This is a genomic window from Pseudomonas sp. (genome assembly GCF_050739655.1).
GTDB lineage: Bacteria > Pseudomonadota > Gammaproteobacteria > Pseudomonadales > Pseudomonadaceae > Aquipseudomonas.
The window spans coordinates 1-14,020 of sequence record NZ_JBOIBY010000078.1 but is presented as its reverse complement, the minus strand read 5'-3'; the positions used below and the strand labels follow the sequence as shown (position 1 = coordinate 14,020).

General features: G+C 58.7%; 14 protein-coding genes and 1 tRNA gene. 8 read left to right on the top strand and 7 right to left on the bottom strand.

The genetic code is table 11. The features are described 5' to 3' along the window. The first annotated feature begins 52 nt into the window (after positions 1 to 52). From ACRESJ_RS04475 to ACRESJ_RS04450, 6 genes are all read left to right on the top strand, one after another. Positions 53 to 1,117, top strand: a complete 1,065-nt coding sequence (locus ACRESJ_RS04475) for an ABC transporter substrate-binding protein (protein ID WP_431756834.1) — start codon at positions 53 to 55, stop codon at positions 1,115 to 1,117. A gap of 140 nt (positions 1,118 to 1,257) precedes the next feature. Then, a complete protein-coding gene (locus ACRESJ_RS04470) occupies positions 1,258 to 2,064 on the top strand; it encodes an alkaline phosphatase family protein (protein ID WP_431756833.1) in 807 nt (268 codons plus the stop codon). A 5-nt stretch (positions 2,065 to 2,069) separates the two neighbouring features. Then, on the top strand, positions 2,070 to 2,906 hold the full coding sequence (locus ACRESJ_RS04465) for an ABC transporter permease (RefSeq protein WP_431756835.1): 837 nt from the start codon (positions 2,070 to 2,072) through the stop codon (positions 2,904 to 2,906). Then, positions 2,893 to 3,693, top strand: a complete 801-nt coding sequence (locus ACRESJ_RS04460) for an ABC transporter permease (protein ID WP_431756832.1) — start codon at positions 2,893 to 2,895, stop codon at positions 3,691 to 3,693. The genes ACRESJ_RS04465 and ACRESJ_RS04460 overlap by 14 nt, the downstream gene beginning before the upstream one ends. Continuing rightward, entirely contained in the window at positions 3,690 to 4,679 is a 990-nt protein-coding gene (locus tag ACRESJ_RS04455) for an ABC transporter ATP-binding protein (RefSeq protein WP_431756831.1), read from the top strand. The genes ACRESJ_RS04460 and ACRESJ_RS04455 overlap by 4 nt, the downstream gene beginning before the upstream one ends. A gap of 108 nt (positions 4,680 to 4,787) precedes the next feature. Further along, a complete protein-coding gene (locus tag ACRESJ_RS04450; protein ID WP_431756830.1) occupies positions 4,788 to 5,441 on the top strand; it encodes an HAD family hydrolase in 654 nt (217 codons plus the stop codon). Between the two features lie 172 nt (positions 5,442 to 5,613). On the opposite strand, the gene ACRESJ_RS04445 is transcribed toward ACRESJ_RS04450, so the two are convergent. Continuing rightward, positions 5,614 to 6,576 carry a zinc-binding dehydrogenase gene (locus ACRESJ_RS04445; protein WP_431756829.1) on the bottom strand — a complete coding sequence of 321 codons (963 nt, stop codon included), beginning with the start codon at positions 6,574 to 6,576 and terminating at the stop codon, positions 5,614 to 5,616. A 138-nt stretch (positions 6,577 to 6,714) separates the two neighbouring features. Between ACRESJ_RS04445 and ACRESJ_RS04440 the strand changes: the two genes are divergently transcribed. Continuing rightward, entirely contained in the window at positions 6,715 to 8,796 is a 2,082-nt protein-coding gene (locus ACRESJ_RS04440) for a carboxy terminal-processing peptidase (protein WP_431756828.1), read from the top strand. A 146-nt stretch (positions 8,797 to 8,942) separates the two neighbouring features. Then, positions 8,943 to 10,733 carry a bifunctional diguanylate cyclase/phosphodiesterase gene (locus ACRESJ_RS04435; protein WP_431756827.1) on the top strand — a complete coding sequence of 597 codons (1,791 nt, stop codon included), beginning with the start codon at positions 8,943 to 8,945 and terminating at the stop codon, positions 10,731 to 10,733. 123 nt (positions 10,734 to 10,856) lie between these two features. Here the strand turns inward: ACRESJ_RS04435 and ACRESJ_RS04430 are convergent, their stop codons facing one another. The 6 genes from ACRESJ_RS04430 to ACRESJ_RS04405 all read right to left on the bottom strand — a co-directional run bounded on the left by ACRESJ_RS04430 (position 10,857) and on the right by ACRESJ_RS04405 (position 13,986). Continuing rightward, on the bottom strand, positions 10,857 to 11,264 hold the full coding sequence (locus tag ACRESJ_RS04430; RefSeq protein WP_431756826.1) for a sel1 repeat family protein: 408 nt from the start codon (positions 11,262 to 11,264) through the stop codon (positions 10,857 to 10,859). Continuing rightward, complete coding sequence (locus ACRESJ_RS04425; RefSeq protein ID WP_007945207.1) at positions 11,265 to 11,636, bottom strand: hypothetical protein; 372 nt, start codon at positions 11,634 to 11,636, stop codon at positions 11,265 to 11,267. Beyond that, the gene (locus ACRESJ_RS04420; protein ID WP_431756825.1) at positions 11,633 to 11,974 is read right to left on the bottom strand and encodes a helix-turn-helix domain-containing protein; all 342 of its coding nucleotides are present in this window, start codon (positions 11,972 to 11,974) and stop codon (positions 11,633 to 11,635) included. The genes ACRESJ_RS04425 and ACRESJ_RS04420 overlap by 4 nt, the downstream gene beginning before the upstream one ends. A 115-nt stretch (positions 11,975 to 12,089) precedes the next feature. After that, positions 12,090 to 12,545, bottom strand: a complete 456-nt coding sequence (locus tag ACRESJ_RS04415) for a YkvA family protein (RefSeq protein ID WP_431756824.1) — start codon at positions 12,543 to 12,545, stop codon at positions 12,090 to 12,092. A gap of 291 nt (positions 12,546 to 12,836) precedes the next feature. Then, the gene (locus tag ACRESJ_RS04410) at positions 12,837 to 13,550 is read right to left on the bottom strand and encodes an FKBP-type peptidyl-prolyl cis-trans isomerase (RefSeq protein WP_431756823.1); all 714 of its coding nucleotides are present in this window, start codon (positions 13,548 to 13,550) and stop codon (positions 12,837 to 12,839) included. Positions 13,551 to 13,909: 359 nt separating this feature from the next. Further along, a tRNA-Asp gene (locus tag ACRESJ_RS04405) sits at positions 13,910 to 13,986 on the bottom strand. Positions 13,987 to 14,020: the final 34 nt, after the last annotated feature.

Genomic DNA, 14,020 nt, shown 5'->3' with positions numbered 1-14,020 from the left:
GACCAACACAAACCGCAATCGCAGCGTTGAACACGACCCAAGGAGCTTCGGAATGAAACAGTTTTTCCTGGCATCACTGTTAGGCTCGACCATTGCCATGTGCACCGCCGCCATGGCGGCTGATGATCTGAAAACCCTGGAAGCCGCTGCGAAAGCGGAAGGCGCAGTCAACAGTGTCGGCATGCCCGATGACTGGGCCAACTGGAAAGGCACCTGGGAAGACCTGGCCAAGACCTATGGCCTGAAACACATCGACACCGACATGAGTTCGGCGCAGGAAATCGCCAAGTTCGCCGCCGAAAAAGACAACGCCAGCGCCGACATCGGCGACGTCGGAGCAGCCTTCGGCCCGATCGCAGTCAAGCAAGGTGTGGTGCAACCCTACAAACCGACGACCTGGGCTCAGATTCCTGATTGGGCCAAGGACAAGGATGGTAACTGGGCACTCGCTTACACCGGCACCATCGCCTTCATCGTCAACAAAAAGCTGCTGCACGGCTCCGAAGTGCCGACCAAGTGGGCTGACCTCAAGACCGGCAAGTACAAGGTTTCCATCGGTGACGTGAGCACCGCTGCCCAGGCAGCGAACGGCGTTCTGGCCGCGGCACTGGCCAACGGTGGCGACGAAAAAAACCTGCAACCTGCGCTGTTGCTGTTCGCCGACCTCGCCAAGCAGGGTCGCCTGTCGATGTCCAACCCGGTCATTGGGGCCATGGAAAAAGGCGAAATCGAAGTTGGCGTGGTCTGGGACTTCAACGGCTTGAGCTACAAGGCCAAGATGGCCAACCCCGATGATTACGTGGTGCTGATCCCGTCCGATGGTTCGGTGATTTCCGGTTACACCACCATCATCAACAAATACGCCAAGAACCCCAACGCCGCCAAGCTGACCCGCGAGTACATCTTCAGCGACGCCGGCCAGATCAACCTGGCCAAAGGCAACGCTCGCCCGATCCGCGCCGAGCATCTGACCCTGCCGGACGAGGTGAAGGCCAAGCTGCTGCCGAACGAACAGTACAAAAAGGTCACGCCGATCAAGGACGCGGATGCGTGGGAGAAAACTTCCAAGGCGCTGCCTCAGAAGTGGAACGAAGAAGTCATTGTTGAAATGAAGTAATGCTTCATCTGTAGGAGCGAGGCTTGCCCGCGAAGAGGGACTGACATTCAACATCCATGTTGGCTGAAAGTCCGCCTTCGCGAGCAAGCTTCGCTCCTACAGGTTTCAATTATTTGATGTTTCGCGGAGTTTTAGCCCCTATGAAGCACAACGTCATCCTTGTCGTGCTCGACGGCCTTAACTACGAGGTCGCCCGCCACGCCATGGGGCACCTGCAGGCTTACGTCGATGCAGAACGCGCAGCACTCTACAAACTGCAGTGCGAACTGCCGGCCCTGTCCCGACCCCTTTACGAATGCATCCTGACCGGCGTCACGCCGATCGACAGTGGCATCGTGCACAACAACGTCTCGCGCCTGTCCAACCAGCGCAGCATCTATCACTACGCCACCGATGCCGGTTTGACGACTGCGGCGGCGGCTTATCACTGGGTCAGCGAGTTGTATAACCGCTCGCCGTTCGTGGCAGCACGGGACCGTCACACCGACGCCCCTGACTTGCCGATCCAGCACGGACACTTCTACTGGAACGATCACTACCCCGATTCGCACCTGTTCGCCGACGCCGAGAACCTGCGCCTGCGCCATGCACCGAATTTCCTGCTGATCCACCCCATGAACATCGACGACGCCGGGCACAAGCACGGCCTCGATACGCCGCAATACCGAAACAGCGCCCGCTCGGCGGACGTCATCATCGCCGACTACCTGCAAGGCTGGCTCGACGCTGGCTATCAGGTATTGGTGACCGCCGACCACGGCATGAACAACGACCGCTCCCACAACGGCCTGCTGCCCGAAGAGCGTGAAGTGCCGCTGTTCGTTCTCGGCGACGCCTTCAGCTTCGATGCCGGCGCGGCGCCGAAACAGACCGAAATCTGTGGCACCGTTTGCGAGCTATTGGGCGTGCCCCACGACAAACCCGTGTGTCGGGAGCTGCTCAAGTGAACGCCATGACTCGCGGCAAATGGCTGGCTGCCTTGTGCCTGGTTCCATTCGCCCTGTTCTTTCTCGTATTCGAAATCGCCCCGCTGATGTGGGTGATGATCAACAGCCTGGAATCGGAAGAGTTCGGCTGGGGTCTGGCCAACTTCAAGAAAATCTTCAGCTCGAAGTTCTATCTGCAGGCGATCCAGTACAGCCTCGAGATCAGTTTCTGGTCCAGCGTGTTCGGCATCATCATCGCGGTGCTGGGTGCCTATTCCCTGCGCCGGGTCGACTCGAAACTGCGCAACTTCGTCAACGCCTTCGCCAACATGACCAGTAACTTCGCCGGGGTGCCGCTGGCCTTCGCATTCATCATTTTGCTGGGCTTTAACGGCAGCTTCACGATCATGCTCAAGCAGGCCGGGATCATTCAGGACTTCAACCTGTATTCCAAAACCGGCTTGATCATTCTCTACACCTACTTCCAGATCCCCCTTGGCGTATTGCTGCTCTACCCGGCCTTCGACGCCCTGCGCGAAGACTGGCGTGAGTCCGCCGAGCTGCTCGGTGCAAACGGCTGGCAGTTCTGGCGGTACATCGGCTTGCCGGTACTGACGCCAGCGTTGCTCGGCACCTTCGTGATTCTGCTGGCCAACGCCCTCGGCGCCTATGCCACGGTGTACGCATTAACCACCGGCAACTTCAACGTGCTGCCGATCCGTATTGCCGCGATGGTCTCGGGTGACATTTCCCTGGACCCGAACCTGGCCAGCGCCCTGGCCGTGGTGTTGGTGGCGTTGATGACCCTGGTGACCATCGTGCATCAGCTGCTGCTGAAGAGGAGCTACCATGTCTCGCGCTGAATCGGGCCCCGCTGGCATTTACCACCGGGTAGTGGTCTACCTGTTGTTTGCCATCCTGCTGTTGCCGCTGCTCGGCACGTTTATCTATTCGATCTCCAGCAGCTGGTCGGCGACCATTTTGCCCAGCGGTTTAAGTATCAAGTGGTATGTGCAACTGTGGAGCGATCCGCGCTTTTTGCACGCCTTTGGCCAATCGCTACTGGTGTGTGTCGGGGCGCTGATCCTGTCGGTGGTGCTGATTCTGCCGCTGCTGTTCGTGGTGCATTACCACTTCCCGAAACTCGATGCGCTGATGAACATCCTGATCCTGCTGCCCTTCGCGGTGCCGCCGGTGGTGTCGTCGGTGGGGCTGTTGCAGCTCTATGGTTCGGGGCCGTTCGCGATGGTCGGCACGCCGTGGATCCTGATCGGTTGCTACTTCACCGTGGCGCTGCCCTTCATGTATCGGGCAATCACCAACAACCTGCAAGCGATCAACCTGCGCGACCTGATGGACGCCGCCCAACTGCTCGGTGCCAGCACCTGGCAAGCGGCGTTGCTGGTGGTGCTGCCAAACCTGCGCAAGGGTTTGATGGTGGCGCTACTGCTGTCGTTCTCATTCCTGTTCGGTGAGTTCGTCTTCGCCAACATCCTCGTCGGCACCCGCTATGAAACCCTGCAGGTCTACCTCAACAACATGCGCAACAGCAGCGGCCACTTCACCAGTGCGCTGGTGATTTCCTACTTCTTCTTTGTGCTGGTCCTGACCTGGATTGCCAATATTTTGAACAGGGACAAAAGCGAATGAGCTATGTCAGCGTCCAACATCTCAAGAAAAACTACCTGGGCACCACGGTGTTCAGCGACATCAACTGCGAGATCCAGAAAGGCGAATTTGTCACACTGCTCGGCCCGTCCGGTTGCGGCAAGTCCACGCTGTTGCGCTGCATCGCCGGGCTGACGCCGGTGGATGGCGGCAAGATCCTCCTCGATAGTCAGGACATCGTGCCGCTCAGCCCGCAAAAACGCGGCATCGGCATGGTGTTTCAGAGCTACGCGCTGTTCCCCAACATGACCGTGGAACAGAACGTCGCCTTCGGCCTGCGCATGCAGAAGGTCAACGCCGACGACAGCCACAAGCGCGTCACCGAAGTGCTGAAACTGGTGGAGTTGCAAGATTTTGCTGCGCGGTATCCGCATCAGTTATCGGGCGGCCAATGCCAGCGCGTCGCCCTCGCCCGCTCCCTGGTGACCCGCCCGCGCCTGTTGCTGCTGGACGAACCGCTGTCGGCCCTCGATGCGCGAATTCGCAAACACCTGCGGGAACAGATCCGTCAGATCCAGCGCGAATTGGACTTGACCACAATCTTCGTCACACACGATCAGGAAGAAGCCCTGACCATGTCCGACCGCATTTTCCTGATGAATCAGGGAAAAATCGTACAAAGCGGCGACGCTGAAACCCTCTACACCGCACCGGTCGATGTGTTCGCCGCCGGCTTCATCGGCAACTACAACCTGCTGGACGCCGAGAGTGCGACGAAGCTGCTGCAACGACCAATCAATCATCGTGTTGCGATTCGCCCGGAGGCCATCGAATTGAGCCTCACCGGCGAGCTCGACGCTCAGGTCCGCAGCCATAGTTTGTTGGGTAACGTGATTCGCTACCGAATCGAAGCCCGGGGCGTGGAACTGGTGGTGGATGTGCTCAATCGTTCGGGCGCCGACCTGCATCCCGATGGTCGGCGCCTGGCACTTTCCATCGATCCAACGGCCTTGCGGGAAGTAGCTTGAAGGCAGCTGAAAGCTCCAAGCTCCAAGTCGTAAACTACGGAGCACCACCATCTAACTCTTGCAGCTTGAAGCTCACCACTTAAAGCTGCTCTCACCGAGAGCCCCCCCATGTCCCTGGCAATTTTTGATCTGGATGAAACCCTGATCCACGGCGATTGCGCCTCGCTATGGAGCGAACAAATGGTCCGCCTCGGTTGGGTCGACGGCGAATCCTTCCTGCGGCGGGACAAGGAATTGATGGATGCCTACGGCCGTGGCCACCTGGCAATGGAAGACTACATGGCCTTCAGCCTGGAACCGTTGATCGGTCGAACGCCTGCAGAAGTCGAACATCTGGTCGGCCCATGGGTGGAAGACTTCATCGAACCGATCATCTTCAGCGATGCCACCAAAACCATCGCCGCCCACCGCAAGGCCGGTGACCGCATTCTGGTGATCTCGGCCTCGGGCGTGCACTTGGTCGGACCGATTGCCGAGCGTCTGGGTATCGACGAGATTCTGGGGATCGAGTTGGAAGTGGCTCATGGCGCCTATACCGGCAACACCGTCGGCACCCTGACCTACCGCGAAGGCAAGATCACCCGGTTGCTGGAATGGCTGGATGAGCAGGAAGAAAACCTGGAAGGCGCGAGCTTCTATTCCGACTCACGCAATGATTTGCCGTTGCTGCTGAAAGTGGATTACCCGCATGTGGTGAATCCCGATCCGGTACTGCGCGAACAGGCCGAAAAGGCCGGCTGGCCGATCCATACCTGGAAATAAGCATTCGCCGATATTCCTGTTGGCACTAAACCCTGTGGGAGCGAGGCTTGCCCGCGAAGAGGCCGGCACATCCAACATCAATGGTGCCTGACACGCCACCTTCGCGGGCAAGCCTCGCTCCTACAGTTTTAATTGCCCGTGCACACCGCGGATCCCACAGGTTTTGGTGGTATCAGGTGAGGCGATCGTCAATCACCAACACCACCTTCCCCGCCACCGTATTGCTCGCCAACTCCGCGAACGCCGCCTCGGCGTCCTTGATCGGGAACGTCTTGGCCAGTTGCGGGCTCAATCGTCCTTCGGCAAACAACGGCCATACATGCTGGCGCAGTTCACTGAACAGGTCCGCCTTGAACTGATCGTCGCGACTGCGCAAAGTCGAACCCAACAGTTGCACACGTTTGGCCAGTACCTGCGCCAGATCGAGCTTGGCCTCGCGCCCGCCCATCAGCCCGATCAGCACCCAACGACCATCTACCGCCAGCAGCTTGAGGTTCAGCGCTGAATAATTGCCGCCCACAGGGTCGAGAATGACATCGAATGGCCCCAAATCGCTCAAGCTGTCCAAAGCGTCGGTGCGCACCACGCCACCCTGGGCGCCGAGTTTTTCACAGTATGCCAACCGCTCGGAGGACCCGACGCTGACCCAGCACGGACTACCGAACGCTTTGCATAGCTGAATGGCGGCTGAACCGATTCCACTTGCACCGGCGTGCAGAAGAACTTTCTGACCCGGTTTGAGCGCAGCGAGTTGAAACAGATTCAACCAGACCGTCGCATAGACTTCCGGTAGCGCTGCCGCTTCGGCCAGCGACATTTCGTCGGGAATCGGCAGCACATGCCGTCCGTCGACAACCACCTCCTCGGCCATTCCGCCCCCGGCCAGCAAGGCGCAAACTCGATCGCCTATCTGCCAGGACGAGCCTGGACCAACCTCGCTGATCACGCCCGAGCACTCTAGACCGAGCACCTTGCTGGCCCCTGGCGGTGGCGGATAAAGGCCCGCCTTCTGTAACAAATCCGCGCGATTGAGGCCCGCTGCCGCCACTCGGATGCGAACTTGCCCTACATCACATGTAGGACTCGGCTCCTCAACCCACTCCACTTGACCGTCGACGCCTTGCAATGCTTTCACAGTGCCTCCATAGTGAGTCTGGACTGAGCCCGAAGCGCTAGCGCCGGGCTTTTTGCATTATGCGACCGGCCCATGTGGAACCGGCGACTTCAAAGACGGCCTAATATGCGTTATCAATTGTCCCCGCGTCGAATCAACATGAAGCGTTTGTTCCCCAGCACCGCCCTCGCTCTTTTCATCGGTATCGGCCTGTTGCCGATGTCCGGCAGTACTTTCGCAGCCAATAGCTGGGACAAGCTTCAACCCGATCGTGACGAAGTCATCGCCAGTCTGAACGTCGTGGAACTGCTCAAGCGCCACCATTACAGCAAGCCGCCGCTCGATGATGCGCGCTCGGTGATCATCTACGACAGCTACATCAAGCTGCTTGACCCGTCGCGCAGCTACTTCATGGCCAGCGACATCGCCGAATTCGACAAGTGGAAGACCCAGTTCGACGACTTCCTCAAGAGCGGCGATCTCAACGCCGGGTTCACCATCTACAAGCGCTACCTGGACCGCGTCAAAGCGCGTCTGGACTTCGCCCTTGCCGAGCTGAACAAAGGCGTCGACAAGATCGACTTCAACACCAAGGAAACCTTGCTGATCGACCGCAAGGACGCCCCGTGGCTCAAATCCAACGCGGAACTCGACGACCTGTGGCGCAAACGCGTCAAGGATGAAGTCCTGCGCATGAAGATCGCCGGCAAGGATTCCAAGCAGATCCAGGAAACCCTGACCAAGCGCTACAAGAACCAATTGACGCGACTGGACCAGACCCGCGCCGAAGACATCTTCCAGGCGTACATCAACACCTTCGCCATGTCCTACGACCCGCACACCAACTATCTGTCGCCGGATAACGCGGAAAACTTCGACATCAACATGAGCCTGTCCCTTGAGGGCATCGGCGCCGTGCTGCAGAGCGACAACGACCAGGTCAAGATCGTGCGCCTGGTGCCGGCCGGCCCTGCCGACAAGACCAAGCAGGTTGCACCGGCCGACAAGATCATCGGTGTTGCCCAAGGCAACAAAGAGATGGTCGACGTGGTCGGCTGGCGTCTGGATGAAGTGGTCAAGCTGATCCGCGGCCCGAAAGGCACCGTGGTGCGCCTGGAAGTGATTCCGGCCAGCAATGCACCGAACGACCAGACCAGCAAGATCGTGCCGATCACCCGCGAAGCGGTGAAGCTTGAAGACCAGGCCGTGAAGAAGTCGGTCCTCAACCTCAAGCAGGATGGCAAGGACTACAAGCTCGGTGTCATCGAAATCCCGGCGTTCTACTTGGACTTCAAGGCGTTCCGCGCCGGTGATCCGGACTACAAGAGCACCACCCGTGACGTCAAGAAGCTGCTGACCGAGCTGCAGAAAGACAAGGTCGACGGCGTGGTCATCGACCTGCGCAACAACGGTGGCGGCTCCTTGCAGGAAGCCACCGAGCTGACCAGCCTGTTCATCGACAAGGGCCCGACCGTACTGGTGCGTAACGCCGATGGCCGCGTCGATGTTCTCGAAGACGAGAACCCTGGCGCCTTCTACAAAGGTCCGATGGCCTTGCTGGTCAACCGCTTGTCCGCCTCGGCTTCGGAGATTTTTGCCGGTGCCATGCAGGACTACCACCGCGCATTGATCATCGGCGGCCAGACCTTCGGTAAAGGCACTGTGCAGACCATTCAGCCGCTCAACCATGGCGAACTGAAACTGACCCTGGCCAAGTTCTACCGGGTTTCCGGCCAGAGCACCCAGCACCAGGGCGTATTGCCGGACATCGACTACCCGTCGATCATCGACACCAAGGAAATCGGTGAAAGCGCCCTGCCGGAAGCCATGCCGTGGGACACCATCCGCGCAGCGATCAAGCCTGCGGTGGACCCGTTCAAACCATACATTGCCCAGCTCAAGTCCGAGCATGACGTACGCACGGCCAAAGACGCGGAGTTTGTGTTCATCCGCGACAAACTGGCCCTGGCACAGAAGCTGATGAACGAAAAAACCGTCAGCCTCAACGAAGCCGAGCGTCGTGCTCAACACGCCGATATCGAAGCCAAGCAACTGGTTATGGAGAACATCCGTCGCAAGGCCAAGGGCGAAGAACCGCTCAAAGAGCTGAAGAAAGAAGACGAAGACGCCATCGCGGCCGAGCAGGACAAGACCAAGCCGGAAGACGATGCCTACCTGAGCGAAACCGGGCGTATCCTGCTGGACTACCTCAAGCTCAATACTGCGGTAGCCAAGCACTGAGTGGTTGCCAGCAGGTGATGGCGATTTAATTCTGACGCTCCCCGGAGCGTCATCAAATAGTCATCATTCTGTCGTGAAATACAGGGCTGGGCGTGCGCTCCTTACCGAGAGCACGCCCAGCCCTTTTTTCATCGCCAGAGAATGCCATGACCACAACCGAACAGCTGAGTGCGTTGAGCTCAATCCTGACTCAAGGCGGTTTGCACAGCCTGTTCCAGCCCATCATCAGCCTTTCCGAGCGACGGATTCTCGGCTACGAAGCACTCAGCCGCGGCCCTTCCAATAGCCCGTTGCACTCCCCTATCGCATTGTTCGCGGTTGCCCGCCAGGCCGGTCGATTGAGCGAACTGGAAATCGCCTGCCGGCAGAGCGCTTGCCGACGCTTCAATGAACAGCAGTTACCAGGCAAACTCTTCCTCAACGTCTCCCCGGAAACCCTGCTCGAAGTCGCCCACCAACCGGGTCGTACCCTGCAACTGCTGCAGGACTTCGGCATTCCACCGAGTCAGGTGGTGATCGAACTCACTGAGCAGACACCAATCGATGACTTCCAGTTGCTGCAAACCGCCCTGCATCACTATCGCGCCATGGGCTTTTCCATTGCCCTGGATGACCTGGGCGCTGGCTATTCCAGTTTGCGCCTGTGGTCTGAGTTGCGACCGGATTACGTGAAGATCGACCGGCATTTCATCGACGGCATTCACCAGGACGCCCTCAAGCGCGAATTCGTCGGCTCGATCCTGCAAATCGCCAAGGCTTCGCGGGCGCAGGTGATCGCCGAAGGCATTGAGCTGCGCGAAGAACTGGCGGTATTGACCGAAATGGGTGTGGATCTGATCCAGGGCTATTTGCTTTGCCGTCCCCAAGAGCATCCACCCCGAGACGCCAGGCCCCTGATGCCCAGACAGGACAGCACCGCTGTGGCGCTGAACGATGAGGTCAGCGACCTCAGCGCCTTGCTCAATGATCAGCCGGCGGTGGCGCTCGACACGCCGACTGCCACGGTGCTCGAAGCTTTCCGCCGCCAAGCCAACCTGAACTCGCTGGCGGTGCTGGACGAGCAAGGCCAGCCCTGCGGCATCGTCCATCGACACTCGCTCTCCGACGCCTTGCTCAAGCCGTTTGCCACCGACCTGTTCGCCCGCAAACCCATCAGCCGCTTGATGAGCGATGATTTTCTCGCCGTGGAAATGAGCCAGTCACTGCAACAGGTCAGCCGCCTGATCACCAGCCGTGCGCGGCAACGCATCGAAGAAGACTTCATCATCACCCTCAACGGCGGCTACCTGGGCCTGGGCCGGGTGATCGATGTGCTCAAGCTGATTACCGAACTGAAAATCCAGCAAGCCCGCTACGCCAACCCACTGACCCTGTTACCGGGCAACGTGCCTATCCAGCAATGCCTCACGCGACTGCTGCAACAGAAACGCGAATCGGTGATTTGTTACGTCGACATCGACAGCTTCAAACCCTTCAACGACATCTACGGCTACGGCCGTGGCGACGAAGTCCTGCTGTGCCTGGCGCAATGCCTGAACGACCGTGTCGACCCATCCCGCGACTTTGTCGGCCATATCGGTGGTGATGACTTCCTGCTGGTGCTTGGCCCGGAAGACTGGCGCAAACGTTTAAACCAACTGCTGGACGACTTCCAGAGCCAGTGCCGACGCTTCTATCGCGCCGAACATCTGGAAGCCAACTGCTTCATCGCCCCGAACCGCCAAGGCGTGCGCCAGGAGTTCTCATTGCTGTCCCTATCCATCGGCGTGGTACACCTGCATCCGCAGGCCTGCGGGGAAATCGATGCCAGCCAGTTGGCGGAGATGGCATCCCAGGCCAAGCATCACGCGAAGAATGTGCCGGGGTATAGCGTGCATGTGATTGATAGTCTGGTGGTGCCGGAGCCTGAAGGTGCATGGCTGATGGGGCAGCGCTGACTGGTCTGGCGCCTTCGCGGGCAAGCCACGCTCCCACAGGTTTAGTGGTGGACGCAGAACCTTGTGGGAGCGAGGCTTGCCCGCGAAGAGGCCCGCTCAAACTTACACAAATAGCTTCGGTATTTATTGCGCAGAATCGCGGGAGGCTAATTCTTGCAGTTTGATCGGTGCCAGCGGATGTCCGGCCTTCGCGGCAATCTTCCAGAACCGTGCCGCTTCCGCCGGGTCCGGCGCCTTGCCCGGAGTCCCGGCGAGGCTGATCACGCCGACTTGATAGGCCGCCTTGCCATCACCGGCCAAGGCCGCCAGGCGCAGCAGGCGCACACCTTCCTCACGAGCCCCCAGACCAACGCCGCGGAACGTCAGAATGTGGCCATAGAAGCTCTGGGCGCCGACATCGCCCAGGTTCGCCATGCGGGCGAACTGCCCTTCGAGCCACTTCCAGCCGCGTGGTTGACGCACAAACCATGACCAATGAAACAGCCTGCGCGCCAACCAGTAACCGGCCTGCGCCTTGAGTCGAAAAAACACTCAGGCTTCCGCCGATTCCGGGTACTCGTATTCGAACACCCGCACCACTTCCGAGGCGTGCCAGGAAGCGGCAGCGACCCCATCGGACGGTCCGGAGAATCGCCCGAGACGCTCGACACACTCAAAGAAACCGGTACGTGGCAACCGGCTCGCGCCCTGGCTGATCACCAGCGAACTGCGCAGGGGTTGCTCGGCTTTGGCGTCCAGCGCAGCGAGGTGTTCAAGCGCTGCGGTCAGGGTTTGCATGGCTGGCGTAGGCAGCTGCAAACGCTCCAGCAACGCCCGATAAGTCAAAAGGTGACGCTGTCGACGCGCCTGATCCAGCTCGCCCAGCAATCCGTCCCAATGGTGACGACTGATGCGTACGCTCACGATTCATCCCTCCACCCCGGCACCGTCAATTCCCAGGCCAGGCTGCGGCGAATCGCTGCGTCGGGCAGACGCTCACCACTTTCGATCATGGCCAGATAAGACGGGCTGATGCCTACCGTGCGGGCCAGCGCCTCGATGGCGATGCCCTTCCCTTCGCGCAAACTGCGTAATTGATCAAGACCTGGAAGAATCGGGTCCTGGATTGTCGCCAGCGGCTCTGCGGCCGGGCTCGACGGTGCTTCGTTGATGCCTGCTGCTTTCAGTAGAGCCTGATACTGAGCCCATGGCAGAACCGCATATTCGGGCTCGCCTTCGCGTGTAATTATCTGAATATCCATGACTACCCCGTAGGACAACAACACTTAGCGAGTCGGCACTTTTCCCTAGAAGTGTAATCCTAACAGCGGCTAAGGTCGCGGGGGGTATCTAATCTGAGGATGAGACTGAATCGGCTCAGCTTTTTTTTAGCCTCTGAAGATGGAGTTGTTCAGGCGTGTCAGGCAGGCGCTCGACTACTGCGAGCTTTTCAGGCACCTGACGCTTGCGCCAGGCGCGAAAGGCGTTGAGTTCATCGTCGAGCACTTTCATCAGCCAGGCCAGCACGGCGATGTCATCGATCATGCCGAACAGCGGCAGAAAGTCTGGAATCGCATCCACGGGACTGAGGAAGTACATCAAGCCCGCCACCACCGATATCAGAGCTTTGGGGCTGATTGCACGGTATTCACCGCGCCAATATGCCAGGCAGAGCGCCTGCAACAGACGCAAATCATCCTTGAGTTTGCCCAACCGATTGCCTTGACTGGCACCTTTGCTGGCCACTGCGAACAACAAGGTCGGCAAGCGCCCACGTGCAAGCAAGCGTCCCGCCAGTGGCAAGAAACGAGCGAAACTCCAAGGTGCTTTCATCATTCCTCCCGTGCGAAGGTTATCCACACAAATTGTGGATAACCTTGTGAACAGAGCTACTTTTCACGGCTGAAAGCCCCGTAAAACAAGGGCTGAGCTTAGATCGGGCGTTTTTTACTCATCAAAAAAAACCCAATATTTCATTGACTTGCCGGCTCCGCGTGGTTACCCGGTCCTACATCGGCTATGACTCCAGCCTACAGCATCCGTTCGCTTTGTTTAAATTCGCCAGATGCCAGATGCAACAACGCCCCGCAAAAGCGAGGCGTTGTTTTTGATGCAGACGCTGAATTACTGAGCAGCGCCTTCTTTTGCCGGATCCTTGATCGCCAGCAGCTCCAGGTCGAATACCAGCACCGAGTTGGCTGGGATCGCCGGGCTTGGGCTTTGAGCGCCGTAAGCCAGCTCGCTAGGAATGTACAACTTGTACTTCTCGCCAACGTGCATCAGTTGCAGGCCTTCGACCCAACCCGGGATCACACCGCTAACCGGCAGATCAATTGGGCTGCCGCGCTCAACGGAGCTGTCAAACACGGTGCCATTAGTCAGCTTGCCGGTGTAGTGAACGGTCACCACGTCAGTCGGCTTTGGCTGAGCACCATCAGCTTTCTTTTCCACTTCGTACTGCAGGCCCGAAGCGGTGGTCACTACGCCAGCTTTCTTGGCGTTTTCTTCGAGGAATTTCTTGCCAGCGGCTGCCGACTCTTCGCTCATCTTGGCCATACGCTCTTCTGCACGCTTTTGCAGGGCAGCGAACGCTTCAACCAACTCTTCGTCTTTGAGCTTCTGCTCTTTCTTGCCGACGGCATCTTCGATGCCCTGGGCCACGGCCTTGGAGTCCAGGTCGTCCATGCCTTCCTGAGCCAGGCTCTTGCCCATGTTCAGGCCAATGCCGTAGGAAGCTTTTTGCGCCGGGGTTTTCAGCTCTACGCTGGTCTGCGAGTCGCAACCCGCGAGTACCAGGCTTACCAGGGCCACCGCCGCCGCCAACCGATGCTGTTTCATGCTATTTCCTTGTTCATGCGCCTAAAGGGCAATCGAGTAAAGTCGCGAGCTTATCAGGCGGCCACGACCAATGGCTACCGGCATGAGAGCCGGAAATTTCTGATAAGTTCAGGTGTTTAAACGCTTTTCGGAGTAAGGATGATGAAATTTCTGTCATCCCGGTCTTATAGAGGCCACTTGCGCGACTCCCTTCCCGCCCGCAATACGGGGCAATAAGCCATCAGACGCAAAAAAAGCGCCGCAAAGGGCGCTTTCTTCTTGAGGCAGGCATGATAGCCAAACTGCAGACAGCAAAAAGCCCGCATCGAGCGGGCTTTTTGTGTGGTGACCTGGCGTTCAGTGTTCCAGGTTACCGAATATGGCGCAGCGGACGGGACTCGAACCCGCGACCCCCGGCGTGACAGGCCGGTATTCTAACCGACTGAACTACCGCTGCGCGTAGCGTTGAAAGTGGTGGGTGATGACGGGAT